A 19,018-nucleotide genomic window follows, 5' to 3' on the forward strand; every position below is an offset into this window, starting at 1 on the left:
CATTTAGTACTCTAGTTTAGCAATAAGTTGCTCTAATTTGTGAGGCTCATCAAGAGTAATTGTCACTTTTGACTTACCGCTAACAGAACGAGTAACTGAAACGTTTGCTTGCAATTTTTCCGTGAGTCTTCGTGAAAGTTCGATAGCTTCTGTGTCTTCAGGCTTCGATTCACCTTCAACGTCTGGTTTTAAGCACTTTTTGACAAGTTGCTCAGTTTGACGCACGGTCATTTTTTTGGTTGCCGCAGTGTTTGCTGCTTCAACCTGGGTATCACCTTCAAGCGCAAGCAGTGCTCGAGCATGCCCCATTTCCAGTTGTTTATTGGAAACTAAACCTTTTACTTCATTTTCGAGCTGATTTAGACGTAATAAGTTACTCACCGTAGCTCTCGATTTACCGATTACATCAGCGACTTGTTGGTGTGTCAGCTCAAATTCGTTCTGTAGTCGCTCTAGCGCTTGTGCTTCTTCGATAACATTCAGATCTTCACGCTGAATATTCTCAATCAACGCCATCGCGATAGCGGCTTTGTCTTCGACTCTCTTGACCAAACATGGCACTTGTTTAAGGCCAGCTTGACGAGCCGCTCTCCAACGACGTTCACCAGCAATAATCTCGAACTGGTCGTGCGCCAATGGGCGAACTACGATCGGTTGGATAATGCCTTGAGATTGAATTGATGCTGCCAGCTCTTCTAGCGCTTCAGGCGCAATATCCTTACGCGGTTGATATACACCAGGCTTCAAGCAACCAACAGCCAGTTCAATAAGCTCACCATCAGCCGACAACGCCTGACTATGAGAAGCAACTTGCTGTTTTTCACGAGCCAATGAGCTAGTTGCAAGCAATGCATCTAGCCCTTTTCCTAAACCACGCTTAGACATTGAGCGAATTCCTTTGGTTGGACCTATACTGGGACTTCTTCACGACGCAACATTTCGCCAGCAAGAGCAAGGTAAGCCTTAGCTCCTGCGGAATATTTGTCGTAGTACATTGCTGGCTTGCCGTGACTCGGGGCTTCTGCCAGACGCACATTTCTAGGGATCACAGTTCGGTAGACTTTGCTACCAAAGTGTTTTTTGAGTTGATCAGATACTTCGTTCGATAAGCGGTTGCGAGGATCGTACATAGTACGCAGAAGACCTTCGATCTTCAGGTTCTCGTTTACAACAGCCGCTAGCTTACTGATGGTATCCATCAATGCAGTCAAACCTTCCAAAGCAAAGTATTCACATTGCATAGGAACCAATACGGAGTCGGCCGCAGCCATCGCGTTGATTGTAAGAAGGTTTAATGAGGGCGGGCAATCAATAAAGATGAAATCATAGTTATTGCGAATGGGTTCGAGTGCATTTTTTAAACGAACTTCACGAGCAAACACTTCCATCAGCTTGATTTCTGCCGCAGTAACATCACCGTTCGCGGCGATGAGGTCATAATTGCCAGATGTACTCCGGCAAACCACCTCATCAAATGGGGTGTCTTCAACCAACAAATCGTAAGCTGTTGCTTCAACTTGATACTTGTCGACACCGCTCGCCATAGTGGCATTACCTTGAGGATCGAGGTCAACAACCAATATCTTGCGTTTTGTTGCCGCCATTGATGCTGCTAAATTAATGCAAGTTGTTGTTTTTCCTACGCCACCCTTCTGGTTGGCAATTGCTACGATTCTACCCACTATGGCCTCGCTGATTATCCCTGACGCGATAAAGTAACTAGATGACGCTCTCCATCAAGCTCTGGCACTTGCAAAGCTTTAATGTCTGTCACTGAACACCATTCAGGTAACAGGTCGATTTCGTCTCTAGGATGTTGTCCCTTAAGAGCCAAAAATACACCGGATTGCTCTTTAGGTAAATGGTGACACCACTCTACCATGTCTGTCATTGACGCAAATGCACGACTGAGCACTGCATCAAACTTTTCTTCTGGTTGAAATTCTTCAACGCGACTTTGAACCGGTACCACGTTGTCGATACCCAGCTCATGAATCACCTGTTTGATAAAACGAATACGCTTACCTAGGCTGTCTAGCAAGTAAAACTCGCAGTCTGGATTCATGATTGAGAGCGGAATCCCAGGAAGACCAGGTCCCGTACCCACATCGATAAAGCGCTTACCTTGTAAGTGAGTGCTAACAATGATGCTATCTAAGATATGTTTCACCATCATTTCTTGTGGGTCACGAACTGATGTTAGGTTATAAGCTTTGTTCCACTTGTTCAGTAACTCAACGTAGCCAACCAACTGGCCACGTTGTTTTTCAGATACTTCAAGTTCAGTCTGGCCAATAAGGTGATCCAGTTTTTCGCGTAATGCGCTCATTATGCTTCCTCACCTTTTTTCAACAGGCCGTGTTTTTTCAAGTAAACCAACAGAATTGAGATTGCTGCAGGTGTGATACCTGAAATTCGCGAAGCAATACCAATTGAGTCAGGCTTAGCTGTCGTTAGTTTAAGAACCACTTCGTTAGAAAGTCCTTTTACCTTGCTGTAATCGATATCAGCAGGCAGTTTGGTGTTTTCATGACGCAGTGATTTTTCAATTTCGTCTTGTTGACGCTGAATGTAACCATCGTACTTCACTTGGATCTCAACTTGCTCAGACGCTTGTTGATCTTCCAGTGCAGGACCAAAACGATCCAATGCGGTTAACTGTGAATAAGTCATTTCAGGGCGACGAAGAAGATCTTCACCGCTCGCTTCACGAGACATTGGTGTTTTCAGAATTTGGTTCAGTTGATCAATATCTTCAGATTTTGGATTAATCCAAGTCTCTTTCAGACGTTGACGCTCCTTCTCCATGTTTTCCATCTTCTCGTTGAAACGAGCCCAACGAGCGTCATCAACAAGGCCAAGTTCACGCGACTTTTCAGTCAAGCGGATATCGGCGTTGTCTTCACGAAGCAGCAGACGGTATTCCGCGCGAGACGTAAACATGCGGTAAGGTTCTTTGGTACCCATGGTAGATAGGTCGTCGATAAGCACGCCCATGTAAGCTTGGTCACGACGTGGACTCCAGCCTTCTTTGCCTTGAGTAAACAAACTTGCATTCAGACCGGCCATCAAGCCTTGTGCAGCCGCTTCTTCATAGCCAGTGGTACCGTTGATTTGACCCGCAAAGAATAGACCTTTGATAAACTTAGTTTCGTAAGTCAGCTTAAGGTCGCGAGGATCAAAGAAATCGTACTCAATCGCATAGCCAGGGCGAACGATATGAGCATTTTCAAAGCCCTTCATCGAACGAACAATTTGAACCTGTACATCAAACGGCAGACTGGTAGAGATACCATTCGGGTATAGCTCGTGAGTCGTTAGACCTTCTGGCTCAATAAAAATTTGGTGACTGTTCTTGTCAGCAAAACGCATTACTTTGTCTTCAATCGAAGGGCAGTAACGAGGGCCAATGCCTTCAATCACACCCGCGTACATAGGGCTGCGATCAAGGTTGGCACGAATTACGTCATGCGTATTTTCATTGGTATGCGTGATGTAACATGGAATTTGACGAGGTTGTTGAGCTCGGCTGCCCATGAACGAGAAAACAGGCGTCGGGTTATCACCGTGCTGAACCTCAAGCTCAGAAAAATCAACGCTACGCGCATCGATACGAGGAGGAGTACCTGTTTTCAGGCGATCAACTCGGAATGGAAGATCACGAAGACGGTCAGCCAGTGCGATCGATGGTGGATCACCAGCACGGCCACCTGAAGAACTTTCCATACCAATATGGATCTTGCCGCCTAGGAATGTGCCCACAGTCAGAACCACAGCGCTTGCGCGGAACTTAAGGCCCATCTGCGTTACCACACCTACCACTTGATCCTGTTCAACGATCAAGTCATCAACCGACTGTTGGAACAAAGTCAGGTTTGGCGTGTTTTCAAGAACGTTACGAACAAAGGCTTTGTACAGTGCGCGGTCAGCTTGTGCACGAGTAGCACGAACCGCAGGGCCTTTTGATGCGTTCAATGTTCTGAACTGAATACCTGCATGATCAATAGCTTGCGCCATTAATCCACCCATTGCATCGACCTCTTTTACCAAGTGGCCCTTACCGATCCCGCCAATGGCTGGGTTACAAGACATTTGTCCTAGTGTATCGATATTATGAGTAAGTAATAACGTACTTTGACCAGTACGTGCAGATGCGAGTGCGGCTTCCGTTCCTGCATGGCCACCACCAACAACGATGACGTCAAATTTTTCGTGATAAAGCATGAACCGACCTCAGGTATTCAAACGTTTTCTAGATTGATAAAAAGGAGCGATATTCTACCTGTTTTCATAGCCTGAGAAAACGTTTTTGGGATTTTTCGAAAAAGCTGTTTTTAATTAATATAGATAAGATCTTTAAGGAGATCTTTTATTAGATCTATTATTAGGATCGAGGGTATCTGTGGATAAGTCGAAAATGATCAACGAGAACATGGATCTTTTTTGGATCAAATGATGTGATCTAACTTTGATCAGGATGAGGATTAGCTGGGATCAAAATGGCTACTTATTCACAGGAGGAAATTAGCCTAAAACTTGTTATTTGGATAACTATAGGTTAATCACCGTATATGTATGATCTTATCCACAGCAGAAATTGAAAATAGATCGCTAATTTTCGATGTTTTTGAAAAAAAGTTATTCACAATCACGATGTTCAGAGACAAAAAAAGCGGCATAAGCCGCTTTTTGAGAGAGGAGAGAGGTTAAAACTGGTCGCTATGATCGTTGAACCAAGCTTCTGCTGCGTCTTCTGGTACCGGAGTTTCCAATACATCGATGGTAAAACAGTCAGAAATAGGCTGAGCACCGAGCTCTTTCATCTGGCTGTGGACTGATTTTCCCGCCAAACAGAAGGTATCGTAACTCGAATCACCAAGCGCCACGACAGCAAAGCGAACCGGGCTTAAATCTGGAGATTGCTGGGTCAATGCGTCGATAAACGGCTTAATATTATCTGGAAATTCACCCGCACCATGAGTTGAAGTCACCAGCAACCAAAAGCCTTGTTGGGGAATATCATCGAATTCAGGCTGATTATGAAGGGTGATCTCGTGGCCTTGCTCTTCAAGAAGATCATTAAGGTGATCGCCAACGTACTCTGCACCACCTAAGGTGCTGCCTGTAATAATGTGGATCATTAAGCTGTCCTTACTAAAGAAAAAGGCCAGCATGAGCCGGCCTTTAAAGGTTATTTACCAATACAGAAAGAGGTGAAGATACGGCCGAGTAGGTCATCTGAGCTAAACTCACCAGTAATCTCGTTAAGGTGTTGCTGCGTTATACGCAGTTCTTCTGCCAAGATTTCCCCTGCCATATAGCCTTCGAGCTGTTGCTGGCCAATATCTAGATGCTCAGATGCGCGTTCTAGGGCATCTAAGTGGCGACGACGTGCCATGAAGCCACCTTCATTGCCACCAGCAAAGCCCATGCAATCTTTTAAGTGATTACGTAGTGCATCAACGCCTTGTCCCGTCTTTGCTGATAGTCGAATCAGAGTTGGATCATTAACATGGCAAATCCCGAGATCTTCACCGGTTTGATCGGCTTTGTTACGAATCACGGTCATTCCGATGTTATTCGGCAGACGATCAACGAAATCGGGCCAGATATCTTTCGGGTCGGTTGCATCGGTAGTGGTGCCATCGACCATAAATAAAACGCGATCGGCTTGAGCAATTTCTTCCCAAGCGCGTTCGATACCGATTTTTTCGACTTCATCCGAGGCTTCACGCAGGCCTGCGGTATCAATAATGTGCAGTGGCATACCATCAATATGGATATGTTCACGCAGTACATCACGGGTTGTACCAGCAATATCAGTCACAATCGCGGAGTCTTTACCCGATAATGCATTCAGTAAGCTCGACTTACCGGCATTAGGACGACCTGCAATCACCACCTTCATGCCTTCACGCATGATGGCACCTTGATTGGCTTCTTGGCGAACCGCTTCGAGGTTGTCGATGATAGCTTGTAAGTCAGCACTTACTTTACCGTCAGCAAGGAAATCAATCTCTTCTTCTGGGAAGTCGATAGCGGCTTCAACATAGATGCGTAAGTGAATCAGAGAGTCCACCAGCGTATTAATGCGTTTCGAGAACTCACCTTGCAACGATTGCAGAGCTGATTTCGCCGCTTCTTCTGAACTGGCATCAATGAGGTCAGCAATCGCTTCTGCTTGGGTTAAATCCATCTTGTCGTTCAAGAAGGCACGCTCCGAGAACTCACCTGGGCGTGCTGCGCGTAGCCCTGGAATAGCGAGGATGCGCTTGATGAGCATATCCATTACCACAGGACCACCGTGGCCTTGCAGCTCTAAAACGTCTTCACCGGTAAACGAGTGCGGGTTAGGAAAGTAAAGCGCGATGCCTTGGTCTAGCTCTAAACCATCGTGAGATTTAAAAGGGGTGTACTCAGCGTAACGTGGTTTCAGTACTTTGCCGGTAACTTCAAGCGCAACTTGGGCTGCTTGTGGGCCTGAAACGCGAATAATACCGACGCCGCCACGGCCGGGTGCAGTCGCTTGAGCAACAATCGTATCTGTAGTCATAGTTGTGCCTGCTAGCATGTGAAAGCCAAAAAGGGGCGCTCACGATTAATCAATTAGCTGAATTGTAATCAGCTAAAAACAAAAAGGCGACCTTTTGGTCGCCTTTCTTTGTCTCTTTCTATTATCGAACTTACTTAGAATGTAAGCCTTTCTTTTCCAGCGCGCGGTAGATAAGCGTTTGCTGAATCAGAGTTACGATGTTCGATACTAGCCAGTATAGAACCAGACCTGAAGGGAAGAACAGGAAGAAGAATGTGAACATAACCGGCATAAAGGTCATGATCTTCTGCTGCATTGGATCCGTTACAGTTGTCGGGCTCATCTTCTGGATTAGGAACATTGAAGCACCCATCAGAAGTGGCAAGATGTAGTATGGGTCTTGTGCTGAAAGGTCAGTAATCCAACCGAAGAACGGTGAGTGACGCAGTTCAACAGACTCCATTAGTGCCCAGTATAGCGAAATGAAGATAGGCATTTGCAGAAGGATAGGTAAACAGCCACCTAGTGGGTTTACTTTCTCTTTCTTGTAAAGCTCCATCATTTCTTGGCTCATGCGTTGACGGTCGTCGCCGATACGCTCACGCATTGCAGTCAGCTTAGGCTGAAGCATACGCATTTTCGCCATAGACGTGTACTGAGCTTTCGTTAGTGGGTACATAGCACCACGAACGATGAAAGTTAGACAGATGATTGCCAGACCCCAGTTCACAACGATGCCTTGAATGAACGAAAGCAGAGTATGAAGTGGTTTAGCAATGAACCATAACCAACCGTAGTCAACTACTAGGTCTAGGTTAGGTGCAACAGCAGCCATTTGGTCTTGAAGTTTAGGACCAACCCAAAGCGTTGCTTTGAAGTTTGCTTCGTCGCCAGTAGCGATGGTTTTGTTCGGCATGCGAACACCGATGTCGCCAAGGTTACCAATTACACGAGTGTAAAGGTTGCTGCCTGCTTCGTCGCGTGGGATCCATGCACTTGCAAAGTAGTGCTGAATCATCGCTGCCCAACCTTGACCGTTTGCTAGGTTAAGAGACAGGTTGCGATCTTGCATGTCGTCGAAGCTGTATTTTTTGTAACGCGTATCTTCCGTAGAGTAAGCACCACCACGGTAAGTTGGCATTGTTAGGCTACCGCCGTCATCCATTACGTTCTGACGCAGGTGAGCGTACATGCCGAATGTCGCGTTGTTACCAGAGTTGTTGACTACATCGTATTCAACATCCATTGCGTAGCTGCCACGCTTAAGGATGAATGTTTTCGTGTAATCAAGGCCGTTCGCTTGGTAAGTCATCGGGATGCGTAGTTCATCCTGACCATCAGCAAGCGTGAAGCTGTCTGCTGAAACTGTGTAGCTTGGGCGGTTTGTGCTGCTTAAATCGATACCTTGAGGACCCACTAGACCGCTTTGTGCGATAAATTGGTGACCTGGTTCGTTTTTAAGAAGAACAAACGTATCTTCAGAATCGAACTCAGCAGAGTAATCGTTTAGGTTTGCTTTAACGACATCACCACCAACCGTATCAATTGACAGAGTCAGTACATCAGTTGTTACTGTGATAGTTTTAGCAGAAGAAGCAACTTGACCAGGAGCCGGGTCTAGATCATCTGCATAAGATGGCGCTGGTAGGGTGCTGCCAGATTGTGCCTGCTCAACCGCTTGTGGTGCTGGATTCTGAGCTACGTTCCATTGTTGGAACAGTAGGAAAGAAACCAAAGCCAATGCGATTAACAGGATATTACGTTGAGAATCCATCGTTATTTATCTCTGTCTTGTTTTTGGACTGGTGGAACGGGGTCAAAGCCCCCTTCGTTCAAAGGATGGCATTTTAATAGACGTTTGCCTGATAACCAACACCCTTTTACAAAACCGTGAGCTTTCAACGCTTCTATCGCATATAAAGAGCAGGTTGGAGTAAATCGGCAGCGTGGGCCGATGAGTGGACTAATAAACCATCTATAAAAATAGATGGGTATTAGCGCTATCCACGCGAAGGGCGAGACAGGCGAAGCCATAATTTGTCGAGTAGCTTGAACATTTCTTCATTGCTTAAATCTTGCGCGCTCTTTTTAGCGATTACAACAAAATCTTTGTTAGGAAGTTTGTGTTGAGTGTTACGAAAGCTTTCACGAGTAAGACGCTTGAATCGGTTACGACCCACGGCGGTTTTAATCTGCTTTTTCGGAACGGCTAATCCAAGACGAGGATTTGAAAGAGAGTTATTTCGGGCAATGATGGTGAAATGAGGGGAGCCAGCTCGATGAGCTTGCTTGAAGACATTTTGATAATGTTCGGGAGTTAACAAGCGTAACTCCCGACCGAAGGCTAGCTTATTCAAAATAATCAAAGATTACTTAGAAAGACGCTTACGGCCTTTTGCACGACGTGCATTGATTGTTGCGCGACCGTTCTTAGTAGCCATGCGAGCACGGAAACCGTGAGTACGCTTACGCTTTAGAACTGTAGGTTGAAAAGTGCGTTTCATTGTAATTACCTTACTGATCAGTAGTTTTAGGTTTTTGTTAAACCCGGCGTGGGCATTTTTTCTCTTCTTTATATAAGAAAGGAAAACCGACGCCTCTCAACAAAGAGGCGGAATTGTAATCACTGTCACAAAAAGTGTCAATGATTGGGTTAACTAAAATTCCGGTCGGGGGATTATACGTAGAATAACTAAAATCACAAGGATCCTTAGTCGATCCCAACCTTATTTAAGAATTTTTTTAATTTAGGATCCTGTGGATTACCAAAAATATCCTGTGGAGATCCCTGCTCGATAATATGACCGTCAGCCATGAAGATCACTCGGTCTGCGACCTCTCTCGCGAACTGCATTTCATGGGTAACCACCAGCATGGTTTGATGCTGATTTGCCAGTTTTTTCATTAGGTTAAGCACTTCGCCAACCCACTCAGGATCGAGCGCTGAAGTCGGCTCATCAAACAGTAAAAGCTCGGGTTGTAGTGCCATTGCACGGCCAATACCCACCCGTTGTTGCTGGCCACCAGAGAGCGCGGCTGGGTAGCTATCACCTTTGTCACCTAAGCCAATATCATCAAGTATTTGTTGTGCTTTTTCATGGGCTTGCTGTTTTTTCCAACCACGAACGGTAATTAAACCTTCAGCAATATTCTGTCTCGCGGTTTGGTGAGCGAACAGTGCATAGTTTTGGAACACAAAACCGGTCTTACGACGCAGTGCAAGCACCTCTGCCTTAGTGTGTTTCTGAGTATCAACCTTGATATCATCAATCGAAATCGTGCCTTGATCGGCTTGCTCTAGAAAATTCACACAACGCAGTAGGGTAGATTTACCCGTACCACTTGAACCTATGATGACAATTATCTCACCTTGTTTGATTTCTAGGTCGATCCCTTTCAAAACTTCGGTGTCACCAAACTGCTTGTGGATATTTTGTAATTTGATCATCGTACATACGCCTTATTCAGTTTCACTTCGGCCCAAATTTGAATACGAGTGAGGATAACCACCACGCCCCAGTAAATCAGTGCGACTGCTAAGAAAGCCTCGAAGAAGCGGAAACTTGAAGAAGCCTCCATCTGAGCTTTAGCCATGATTTCGGCGACACCTAGGGTGAAGGCAAGTGAAGTCGACTTGATCATATCGATGAAGTAGTTCATCAACGACGGCAGTGCCACGCGAGTTGCTTGCGGTAAGATCACTCGGCGCATCGCTTGGCTGGTTGTCATACCGACCGAAAGGCTGGCTTCCATCTGGCTGCGATCAATACCGATAATCGCGGCACGAATACTTTCTGCCATATACGCGGCAAAGTGCAGGGTTAAGCCAATCACAGCGGCGCTGAAGGCATCCAACCCAACCATCCACGGGAAGACTTGTGGTAAGCCGTAATAAAGGAGGAACAGCTGCACCAACAGTGGTGTGCCTCGGAAGAAGCTAATGTACAGCTGGCTCAGTTGGTCGAGCACTGGGATTTTGAATACACGAATATTCGCCAGTATCAGAGACAGGATCAGAGCAAAGAACAAGCCCCAGGTCGCCATCTCCATCGTGGTGCCTAAATACTTCAGTAGTATTGGCAACAGCTCTAGCATGTAATTAAAGTCAAATCCCATAATCTATCTCGTATTTTTATTGGCAGTGTTGTTCTATATGTAAGTACTGTTGTATCAGGTTTTTTAATCAGTGCACAAAAGCAAAAAGCCCACCGCTGTATAAAGCAGTGGGCCTTGAATGGAGAAAGTGAGTAATTACTTCTGAGTAATGTCCGCACCAAACCATTTCTGAGAGATACTTTCTAGCGTACCATCTGCGCGCATTGCTGCTAATGCTTCATTTACTTCTGCTTGCAGTTTTTTGCCGTTATCGTTGTCGACGAAAGGCCAAGCGTTTTCAATTGTTTCGAATGGCTGACCTGCTAGTTGTAATGGTAGACCAGTCTTCTTGATAAGCTCTAGTGCTGATAGGCGATCCATTACGAATGCATCGGCACGACCCAGTGCCACGTCATGTTCAATACCTGTATCGTAGGTTTTTACATTGATCTTGCCATCTTTGTCGTAGCTGCGAAGCAGTTGTTCAAAGTTTGAGCCTAGGTTTACCGCAACCGTCTTGCCATCAAGGTCTTCGATGCCTTTAATGCTGTCATTACCTTTACGAACGGTAATTTGTGCGCCGTCTACTACGTATGGGTCTGCGAATAGGTATTTCGCTTTACGTGCATCCGTCATTGTAATTTGGTTTGAAATGGTATCGATGCGACCCGTTTCAAGAAGACCAAACAGACCAGAGAAGTTTGCCGTTACGTATTCAACCTTGTAATCGTTACGCTTACCGATCTCATCCCATAAATCCACTTCAAAACCCTGTAGCTGGTCTTGTTTAACGAACGTAAACGGGAAATAGCGACCAGACATGCCGACTTTAACTTCAGTCGCAGCTTGAACAGTAGCAGCAGAGAGTGCGATAGCCGCAATTGCAGCCTTAATCCAGTTATTCATTTGGTAACTCCTTATATTTATGGGTTTGGATGTTACTGGGAAAATGCTCACTAGAATAAATAACCAGATGTTATTAACCATAACCAGATTGAATTCCCGATTTGGGGATAACTAGCAAGGATCCGGGCATAAGTGGATCATTGTGTGAGTAAATTAGGGGCAAGATGTGTGGATCCACCGATAAATTACAAATTTATTGTGAATAACTTGGATCTTATTCACTGGATCTGTGATCAATTGCTGGTGATCTGACTTATCAACAGGTAAAATTAGCGGTCATTTCATATTACTTTAAATAGAGTGAGGGCACCGTGTCATCTTCGCTTTGGTTGCAGTGTTTGCAACAGCTTCAAGAAGAGTTACCAGCTACAGAATTCAGTATGTGGGTTCGTCCGTTACAAGCGGAACTCAATGACAATACTCTAACTCTATTTGCACCGAACCGTTTCGTACTCGATTGGGTTCGTGATAAGTATCTAAATAGCATTAACCGTCTGCTGCAAGAATATTGCGGTAACGATATCCCACATCTTCATTTTGAAGTGGGAAGCAAGCGTGTGATTGCACCAAAGCCTGCGACACCGACACCAACTCAGACTCGCACTGCAGCTGATGTGGCCGCTGAGTCATCAGCACCTGCGCAATTACAAGCTCGCAAACCTGTCCATAATATCTGGCGTGATGAAGAGCCTGTCGCGGTTGACTTGAATCACCGCTCAAACGTGAACCCAAAACATAAGTTCAATAACTTTGTTGAAGGTAAGTCGAACCAACTCGGTTTGGCTGCGGCACGTCAGGTTTCTGATAACCCAGGTACAGCCTACAACCCGTTGTTCCTATACGGCGGCACTGGTTTAGGTAAAACGCACTTGTTGCATGCGGTGGGTAACGCCATTGTTGATAATAAGCCGAATGCGAAAGTGGTTTACATGCACTCAGAGCGTTTTGTTCAGGATATGGTAAAGGCTCTGCAAAACAACGCGATCGAAGAATTTAAGCGCTACTACCGTAGTGTTGATGCATTGCTTATCGATGACATCCAATTCTTTGCTAATAAAGAGCGTTCTCAAGAAGAGTTCTTCCATACCTTTAACGCGCTGCTTGAAGGCAATCAACAGATCATCCTAACGTCTGACCGTTATCCAAAAGAGATCAACGGGGTAGAAGATCGTCTTAAATCTCGTTTCGGCTGGGGTTTGACGGTAGCGATTGAGCCACCAGAGCTTGAGACACGTGTTGCGATCTTGATGAAGAAAGCCGAAGACCACCAAATTCACCTTGCGGATGAAGTGGCGTTCTTTATTGCCAAGCGTCTACGCTCTAACGTTCGTGAACTGGAAGGCGCATTGAACCGTGTTATTGCGAATGCAAACTTCACTGGCCGCCCGATCACGATCGACTTCGTGCGTGAAGCACTGCGTGACCTACTTGCACTGCAAGAAAAACTGGTCACTATTGATAACATTCAAAAGACAGTAGCCGAGTACTACAAAATCAAAGTCGCTGATCTATTGTCTAAGCGTCGTTCTCGTTCTGTTGCTCGTCCACGTCAATTGGCGATGGCACTGGCGAAAGAGCTAACAAACCACAGCTTGCCTGAGATTGGCGATGCATTCGGTGGTCGTGACCACACGACGGTACTGCATGCTTGTCGTAAGATTGCTCAGCTGCGTGAAGAGAGCCACGACATTAAAGAAGATTATTCGAACTTGATTCGTACCCTTTCTTCTTAATACACAGTATTCTTAACCTTAATAAGCAGAATCTTGGCCACGTACTATTACGCAGTGCCATTTAGACCGTAAGAGCAAGATATGAAATTTACCATTGAACGTAGTCACCTGATTAAGCCATTACAACAAGTATCTGGCGCACTCGGTGGCAGGCCAACGCTTCCAATTCTAGGAAACCTACTGATTAAAGTAGAAGATAACGTGTTGTCGATGACAGCGACGGATCTAGAAGTTGAACTGATCAGCCGTGTAACGCTTGAAGGTGATTTCGAAGCGGGTAGCATTACCGTACCTTCACGTAAATTCCTAGATATCTGCCGTGGATTGCCAGATAACTCAGTGATCACGGTGGTATTGGATGGTGACCGTATTCAGGTTCGCTCTGGTCGTAGCCGCTTCTCTTTAGCAACATTACCTGCGGCAGATTTTCCAAATATTGAAGACTGGAGCAGTGAAGTTGAAGTGTCAGTGACACAAGCTGAACTTCGCGGTCTTATCGAGAAAACACAATTCTCAATGGCGAACCAAGATGTTCGTTACTACCTCAACGGTATGTTGTTTGAGATTGAAGGCTCTATCCTGCGCAGCGTAGCGACCGATGGTCACCGTATGGCAGTATCTCAAGCACAACTGGGTGCGGATTTTGCTCAGAAGCAGATCATTGTTCCTCGTAAAGGTGTTCAAGAGTTAGTGAAGCTATTGGATGCACCTGAACAGCCAGTAACACTGCAAATTGGTAACTCTAACGTGCGAGCTGAAGTGAACAACTATGTCTTCACTTCTAAGCTGGTTGATGGTCGTTTCCCTGATTATCGCCGCGTAATGCCGCAAAATACCACCAAGACACTTGAAGCTGGCTGTGATGAATTACGTTCAGCATTTTCTCGTGCTGCGATTCTATCGAATGAAAAATTCCGTGGTGTTCGCGTTAACCTTGCGGATAGCGAGATGCGCATTACCGCGAACAACCCAGAGCAAGAAGAAGCAGAAGAAGTACTCGATGTTAACTTCGACGGTGACGCGCTAGAGATTGGCTTCAACGTAAGCTACGTATTGGATGTTCTGAACACACTGCGTTGTGAACAGGTTCGCATCTCAATGTCAGACGCCAATGCGAGTGCTCTTATCGAGAACGCACAAGATGACAGCGCGATGTACGTTGTTATGCCAATTCGCTTATAAGCAGCCCTATGTTGACCTACCAAGTCGTGATTGAAGATTAATATGAAGACGTTATGCCTTTATCGCGCTTAATCGTTAAGCAGTTTAGAAATATTGAAGCCTGTGACATTCAACCGTCATCAGGCTTTAACTTTCTTATAGGGGCTAACGGAAGCGGCAAAACCAGTGTCCTTGAAGCTGTGTATCTGCTCGGACATGGTCGCTCATTCAAGAGTTCACTTACCGGTCGTATCATACAAAACGAGTGTAGTGAGCTGTTTGTACATGGCCGTTTTATGACCTCGGATCAATTTGAGCTGCCAATTGGCATTAATAAGCAGCGCGATGGCACGACAGAGGTTAAAATAAGCGGTCAAACTGGGCAAAAGTTGGCTCAGTTAGCTCAAGTCTTACCTTTGCAGTTGATTCACCCTGAAGGGTTTGATTTACTAACCGATGGACCTAAGCATCGCCGAGCATTCATTGATTGGGGAGTCTTCCACAGTGAGTCGGGCTTTTATGATGCGTGGGGCAGGGTAAAGCGCCTCAATAAGCAGCGAAACGCCTTATTGAAAACGGCAACGCACTATCGAGAGCTGAGCTATTGGGACCAAGAATTGGCCCGTTTAGCAGAAAGCATCAGTCAGTGGCGTGCCACCTACGTTGATCAGCTCAAAGAAGTCGCCGAAGAAATCTGTGCGACCTTCCTTCCTGAGTTTGAGATAAAGATTAACTACTATCGTGGCTGGGACAAAGACACCCCGTACGCCGATATATTAGAAAAGAATTTTGAAAGGGATCAGCAGCTTGGTTACACCTTTAGTGGGCCAAACAAAGCGGATCTGAAGATAAAAGTGAACGGCACTCCAGTGGAAGATGTCTTGTCACGAGGTCAATTGAAGTTGATGGTGTGCGCGCTACGAGTAGCACAAGGGCAACACCTCACTCAAATGACAGGTAAGCAGTGCATCTATTTGATAGATGACTTCGCTTCCGAATTAGATAGCCAACGCCGAGCACGTCTTGCTGAGTGTTTAAAGGCGACCCAGGCTCAAGTTTTTGTAAGCTCTATTACCGCTGATCAGATTGCAGATATGCATGACGAAAATAGCAGGATGTTTCATGTGGAACATGGCAAAATAGAGCAAGGATAATTAGTCAGAGAGTAACTATGTCAGATAATTACGATTCATCGAGTATTAAAGTACTGAAGGGTCTGGATGCGGTACGTAAGCGTCCTGGAATGTACATTGGCGACACGGATGATGGTACCGGTCTGCACCACATGGTTTTTGAGGTGGTAGATAACTCTATTGATGAAGCGCTAGCTGGTCACTGTAATGACATCATTGTAACTATCCATGAAGATAGTTCTGTGTCTGTGAGCGATGACGGCCGTGGTATTCCAACAGAATTGCACCCAGAAGAAAACGTATCTGCAGCCGAAGTAATCATGACGGTTCTTCACGCTGGTGGTAAGTTCGATGATAACTCGTACAAGGTATCTGGTGGTCTGCACGGTGTTGGTGTTTCAGTAGTTAACGCACTTTCTAAGCAAGTTACTCTTACTATCCACCGCGGTGGCAAAATCCACACTCAAACCTACAGCCACGGTGAGCCTCAAGCGCCACTAGCGGTTATCGGTGACACGGATAAAACAGGTACAGAGATTCGTTTCTGGCCGAGTGAAGAAACCTTCACTAACATCGAGTTCCATTACGACATTTTAGCTAAGCGTCTACGTGAGCTATCATTCTTGAACTCAGGTGTATCAATTAAGCTAATTGACGAGCGCGAAGAAGACAAAATGGATCACTTCGAATACGAAGGCGGTATCCAAGCGTTTGTTGAACACCTTAATACTAACAAAACGCCAATCATCCAAAAAATCTTCCACTTTAACTCTGAGCGCGAAGACGGTATTACCGTTGAAGTTGCGATGCAGTGGAATGACGGCTACCAAGAAAACATCTACTGTTTCACCAACAACATCCCTCAACGCGATGGTGGTGCTCACTTAGCAGGTTTCCGTGCGGCGCTAACGCGTACTCTGAACAGCTTCATGGACAAGGAAGGCTTCTCTAAGAAAGCGAAGACTGCGACCTCTGGTGATGATGCTCGTGAAGGTCTGACGGCGATTGTTTCTGTTAAAGTGCCTGATCCTAAGTTCTCAAGCCAAACTAAAGATAAGCTGGTTTCTTCAGAAGTGAAGTCTGCCGTTGAATCTACAATGGGTGAGAAGTTGTCTGAGTTCCTTATTGAGAACCCAGGTGAAGCGAAAACAGTTTGTTCTAAAATTATTGATGCAGCACGTGCTCGTGATGCAGCGCGTAAAGCTCGTGAAATGACTCGTCGTAAAGGCGCATTAGATTTAGCGGGTCTTCCTGGTAAGCTTGCTGACTGTCAGGAAAAAGATCCTGCACTGTCTGAACTATATATTGTGGAAGGAGACTCTGCTGGCGGTTCAGCTAAGCAGGGGCGTAACCGTAAGAACCAAGCAATCCTACCGCTGAAAGGTAAAATCCTTAACGTAGAGAAAGCACGTTTCGATAAAATGCTGTCTTCTCAAGAAGTAGCAACGCTAATCACCGCTCTTGGTTGTGGTATTGGTCGTGACGAATACAACCCAGATAAACTGCGTTACCACAACATCATCATCATGACCGATGCCGATGTCGATGGTTCTCACATCCGTACCCTGCTACTGACGTTCTTCTACCGTCAAATGCCAGAGCTGATTGAACGTGGCTACATCTACATTGCTCAACCGCCACTTTACAAAGTGAAGAAAGGTAAGCAAGAGCAGTACATTAAAGATGAAGATGCGATGAACCAGTATCAAGTATCTTTGGCTTTAGACAACGCAGAACTGCACGTAAACCCTGAAGCGCCAGCATTTGCAGGTGAAGGTTTAGAGAAGCTTGTTCAGCAATACAATGCAGGCATCAAGCTTGTTGATCGTATGAGCCGCCGTTACCCACGCGCATTGGTTCACGAACTGATTTACGTTCCTCGTCTAACGGCCGAGCAGTGTCATGATGACGCGGCAGTTGAAGCTTGGGGTAAGCAGCTTGTTGAACAGCTAAACGCGAAAGAAGTAGGTGCAAGCCAATACAGCCTTGAAGTTGAAAAACACGAAGAGCTAGGCTTAAGCGTTCCTAAGATTGTGGTTCGTACTCATGGTGTGACTCATGAACACCTACTAAGCATCGATCTTATTAACTCTAAAGAGTTTGGTAAGCTAGCGGATCTTTCTGAAGCTCTTGATGGCTTGATTGAAGAAGGCGCTTACATTAAGCGTGGTGAGCGTACTCAAGAAGTTTCTAGCTTCGTTGATGCTCTGAACTGGTTAGTGAAAGAGTCTCGTCGTGGTCTAAGCCTACAGCGATACAAAGGTCTAGGCGAGATGAACCCGGATCAACTTTGGGAAACCACAATGGATCCTGAAACTCGCCGTATGATGCAAGTAACAATTGAAGACGCTGTTGGTGCTGATTTGTTGTTTACGACGCTAATGGGTGACCAAGTTGAACCTCGTCGTAACTTCATCGAAGAGAATGCACTGAAAGTAGCAAACCTAGACGTTTAGTCTCTTTGATACTTCGCTCTTTGGCTTAATTTCTGTGTCAGAGGTGCTCACATACATTCGTATGCTCCGCGCCTCTTCCTTGAACTAAAGCCAAATAGCTTCGTCTCAAAAAACTAAAATCATTTTAAAGCACTATCCTTTGGATGGTGCTTTTTTATGTTTGTAAGATATTGAAAAATATTGAGTTGCAAAAATAATTGAAAATAACCCCTTGAAACTATTTTGCTCAATCCATATATCTATTTGTGAAGAGGATGACTGTCTTGCTCTACAAGAGAAGAAACAGAACCTTCATTACCGCTAACGAAGTATCGCTCAATAGAGGATAACTTTGGCAGCACACAACTTAAAAATTGATTCATTGCCATGTCCCAGCGTTGTCGCCAATAGAGGTGAAACCCGAGGAATGCGAATTGAATCTCTTAGCTGTTTACTGGGTCACACACAGGTTAGATCCAAGTAAAATTCGCAGCTAAGACTATTGCTTACTAAAAGGATAGCATTATGAGAACTGTAGATTTCACTCCACTTTACCGCAACGCAATCGGCTTCGATCGTCTATTCAACATGATGGAAGCGAATACATCGAAGAACTCTTCTGGCGGTTACCCTCCATACAACATCGAGCAAAAAGACGAGAACAACTACCGTATTACTATGGCAGTCGCTGGTTTTGCTGATGACCAATTAGATCTGACTCAGAAAGAGAACATGCTAATTGTGAAAGGTGAGCGTAAAGCAGAAGCAGAGAAAACCTTCGTATACCAAGGTATCGCAGAGCGCGATTTCGAGCGTAAATTCCAACTGGCTGACTACGTAAAAGTGGTAGGTGCAAGCATGGAAAATGGTCTTCTTCACATCGACCTCGAACGCGAAATCCCAGAAGCGATGCAACCACGTAAGATTGCTATCAATGGTAATAGTCTACTAGAAGGCTAATGACTGTTAGCTCCTTAGAGCTAAAAAATATCGGGAAGTAAAAGTGAAAGAGCACCTAATGAG

The 19,018-nt window shown here is 45.4% G+C and carries 18 protein-coding genes; 5 read left to right on the top strand and 13 right to left on the bottom strand.

Annotated features, from left to right (window positions below):
• Window positions 1-3: 3 nt before the first annotated feature.
• The 13 genes from AB4585_RS15385 to AB4585_RS15445 all read right to left on the bottom strand — a co-directional run bounded on the left by AB4585_RS15385 (window position 4) and on the right by AB4585_RS15445 (window position 11,533).
• A complete protein-coding gene (locus tag AB4585_RS15385) occupies window positions 4-885 on the bottom strand; it encodes a ParB/RepB/Spo0J family partition protein (protein ID WP_017058799.1) in 882 nt (293 codons plus the stop codon).
• Window positions 886-908: 23 nt separating this feature from the next.
• Window positions 909-1,682: a ParA family protein gene (locus tag AB4585_RS15390; RefSeq protein WP_029235097.1), complete on the bottom strand. Its 774-nt coding sequence runs from the start codon at window positions 1,680-1,682 to the stop codon at window positions 909-911.
• 14 nt (window positions 1,683-1,696) lie between these two features.
• Window positions 1,697-2,329, bottom strand: coding sequence for a 16S rRNA (guanine(527)-N(7))-methyltransferase RsmG (gene rsmG / locus AB4585_RS15395; protein WP_017058801.1), 633 nt, complete (start codon window positions 2,327-2,329; stop codon window positions 1,697-1,699).
• Window positions 2,329-4,224 carry a tRNA uridine-5-carboxymethylaminomethyl(34) synthesis enzyme MnmG gene (mnmG, locus tag AB4585_RS15400; protein ID WP_017058802.1) on the bottom strand — a complete coding sequence of 632 codons (1,896 nt, stop codon included), beginning with the start codon at window positions 4,222-4,224 and terminating at the stop codon, window positions 2,329-2,331. Before mnmG ends, rsmG begins: the two co-directional genes overlap by 1 nt.
• Window positions 4,225-4,706: 482 nt before the next feature.
• Window positions 4,707-5,141 (bottom strand): FMN-binding protein MioC, encoded by a 435-nt coding sequence (gene mioC / locus AB4585_RS15405; RefSeq protein ID WP_017058804.1) that lies wholly within the window; start codon window positions 5,139-5,141, stop codon window positions 4,707-4,709.
• 50 nt (window positions 5,142-5,191) lie between these two features.
• A complete protein-coding gene (mnmE, locus tag AB4585_RS15410; RefSeq protein WP_029235098.1) occupies window positions 5,192-6,553 on the bottom strand; it encodes a tRNA uridine-5-carboxymethylaminomethyl(34) synthesis GTPase MnmE in 1,362 nt (453 codons plus the stop codon).
• Between the two features lie 130 nt (window positions 6,554-6,683).
• Window positions 6,684-8,306 carry a membrane protein insertase YidC gene (yidC, locus tag AB4585_RS15415; protein WP_017058806.1) on the bottom strand — a complete coding sequence of 541 codons (1,623 nt, stop codon included), beginning with the start codon at window positions 8,304-8,306 and terminating at the stop codon, window positions 6,684-6,686.
• A gap of 2 nt (window positions 8,307-8,308) precedes the next feature.
• Window positions 8,309-8,566: a membrane protein insertion efficiency factor YidD gene (yidD, locus tag AB4585_RS15420; RefSeq protein ID WP_004735802.1), complete on the bottom strand. Its 258-nt coding sequence runs from the start codon at window positions 8,564-8,566 to the stop codon at window positions 8,309-8,311.
• Entirely contained in the window at window positions 8,533-8,856 is a 324-nt protein-coding gene (gene rnpA / locus AB4585_RS15425; protein ID WP_017055478.1) for a ribonuclease P protein component, read from the bottom strand. Before rnpA ends, yidD begins: the two co-directional genes overlap by 34 nt.
• Before the next feature lie 45 nt (window positions 8,857-8,901).
• Complete coding sequence (rpmH, locus tag AB4585_RS15430) at window positions 8,902-9,036, bottom strand: 50S ribosomal protein L34 (RefSeq protein WP_004735800.1); 135 nt, start codon at window positions 9,034-9,036, stop codon at window positions 8,902-8,904.
• A 206-nt stretch (window positions 9,037-9,242) separates the two neighbouring features.
• On the bottom strand, window positions 9,243-9,980 hold the full coding sequence (locus AB4585_RS15435; RefSeq protein WP_017058807.1) for an amino acid ABC transporter ATP-binding protein: 738 nt from the start codon (window positions 9,978-9,980) through the stop codon (window positions 9,243-9,245).
• Window positions 9,977-10,648, bottom strand: a complete 672-nt coding sequence (locus tag AB4585_RS15440; protein ID WP_009848134.1) for an amino acid ABC transporter permease — start codon at window positions 10,646-10,648, stop codon at window positions 9,977-9,979. Before AB4585_RS15440 ends, AB4585_RS15435 begins: the two co-directional genes overlap by 4 nt.
• 135 nt (window positions 10,649-10,783) lie before the next feature.
• Entirely contained in the window at window positions 10,784-11,533 is a 750-nt protein-coding gene (locus AB4585_RS15445; RefSeq protein ID WP_009848135.1) for an amino acid ABC transporter substrate-binding protein, read from the bottom strand.
• A gap of 311 nt (window positions 11,534-11,844) precedes the next feature.
• Here AB4585_RS15445 and dnaA point away from each other — a divergent pair, with 311 nt between their 5' ends.
• The 5 genes from dnaA (at window position 11,845) to AB4585_RS15470 (ending at window position 18,955) form a co-directional block, all read left to right on the top strand.
• A complete protein-coding gene (gene dnaA / locus AB4585_RS15450; RefSeq protein WP_017058808.1) occupies window positions 11,845-13,266 on the top strand; it encodes a chromosomal replication initiator protein DnaA in 1,422 nt (473 codons plus the stop codon).
• 81 nt (window positions 13,267-13,347) lie between these two features.
• Entirely contained in the window at window positions 13,348-14,448 is a 1,101-nt protein-coding gene (gene dnaN / locus AB4585_RS15455) for a DNA polymerase III subunit beta (protein WP_017058809.1), read from the top strand.
• 53 nt (window positions 14,449-14,501) lie between these two features.
• Window positions 14,502-15,581 carry a DNA replication/repair protein RecF gene (gene recF, locus AB4585_RS15460; RefSeq protein ID WP_017058810.1) on the top strand — a complete coding sequence of 360 codons (1,080 nt, stop codon included), beginning with the start codon at window positions 14,502-14,504 and terminating at the stop codon, window positions 15,579-15,581.
• 17 nt (window positions 15,582-15,598) lie between these two features.
• The gene (gene gyrB, locus AB4585_RS15465; RefSeq protein WP_017058811.1) at window positions 15,599-18,016 is read left to right on the top strand and encodes a DNA topoisomerase (ATP-hydrolyzing) subunit B; all 2,418 of its coding nucleotides are present in this window, start codon (window positions 15,599-15,601) and stop codon (window positions 18,014-18,016) included.
• Between the two features lie 504 nt (window positions 18,017-18,520).
• Window positions 18,521-18,955 carry an Hsp20 family protein gene (locus AB4585_RS15470; RefSeq protein WP_009848140.1) on the top strand — a complete coding sequence of 145 codons (435 nt, stop codon included), beginning with the start codon at window positions 18,521-18,523 and terminating at the stop codon, window positions 18,953-18,955.
• The last annotated feature ends 63 nt before the right edge of the window (window positions 18,956-19,018 follow it).

This window comes from Vibrio sp. 10N.222.49.C9, assembly GCF_041474985.1.
GTDB lineage: Bacteria > Pseudomonadota > Gammaproteobacteria > Enterobacterales > Vibrionaceae > Vibrio > Vibrio crassostreae_C.

Bases quoted from the DNA above. Each gene is read 5' to 3' on its own strand.
- rpmH (WP_004735800.1), bottom strand. From the start codon at position 9,036: ATGAAACGCACTTTTCAACCTACAGTTCTAAAGCGTAAGCGTACTCAC.
- mioC (WP_017058804.1), bottom strand. From the start codon at position 5,141: ATGATCCACATTATTACAGGCAGCACCTTAGGTGGTGCAGAGTACGTT.
- AB4585_RS15470 (WP_009848140.1), top strand. From the start codon at position 18,521: ATGAGAACTGTAGATTTCACTCCACTTTACCGCAACGCAATCGGCTTC.
- mnmG (WP_017058802.1), bottom strand. From the start codon at position 4,224: ATGCTTTATCACGAAAAATTTGACGTCATCGTTGTTGGTGGTGGCCAT.
- mnmE (WP_029235098.1), bottom strand. From the start codon at position 6,553: ATGACTACAGATACGATTGTTGCTCAAGCGACTGCACCCGGCCGTGGC.
- AB4585_RS15385 (WP_017058799.1), bottom strand. From the start codon at position 885: ATGTCTAAGCGTGGTTTAGGAAAAGGGCTAGATGCATTGCTTGCAACT.
- AB4585_RS15435 (WP_017058807.1), bottom strand. From the start codon at position 9,980: ATGATCAAATTACAAAATATCCACAAGCAGTTTGGTGACACCGAAGTT.
- recF (WP_017058810.1), top strand. From the start codon at position 14,502: ATGCCTTTATCGCGCTTAATCGTTAAGCAGTTTAGAAATATTGAAGCC.
- yidD (WP_004735802.1), bottom strand. From the start codon at position 8,566: ATGGCTTCGCCTGTCTCGCCCTTCGCGTGGATAGCGCTAATACCCATC.
- AB4585_RS15445 (WP_009848135.1), bottom strand. From the start codon at position 11,533: ATGAATAACTGGATTAAGGCTGCAATTGCGGCTATCGCACTCTCTGCT.
- dnaN (WP_017058809.1), top strand. From the start codon at position 13,348: ATGAAATTTACCATTGAACGTAGTCACCTGATTAAGCCATTACAACAA.
- gyrB (WP_017058811.1), top strand. From the start codon at position 15,599: ATGTCAGATAATTACGATTCATCGAGTATTAAAGTACTGAAGGGTCTG.
- rsmG (WP_017058801.1), bottom strand. From the start codon at position 2,329: ATGAGCGCATTACGCGAAAAACTGGATCACCTTATTGGCCAGACTGAA.
- AB4585_RS15440 (WP_009848134.1), bottom strand. From the start codon at position 10,648: ATGGGATTTGACTTTAATTACATGCTAGAGCTGTTGCCAATACTACTG.
- yidC (WP_017058806.1), bottom strand. From the start codon at position 8,306: ATGGATTCTCAACGTAATATCCTGTTAATCGCATTGGCTTTGGTTTCT.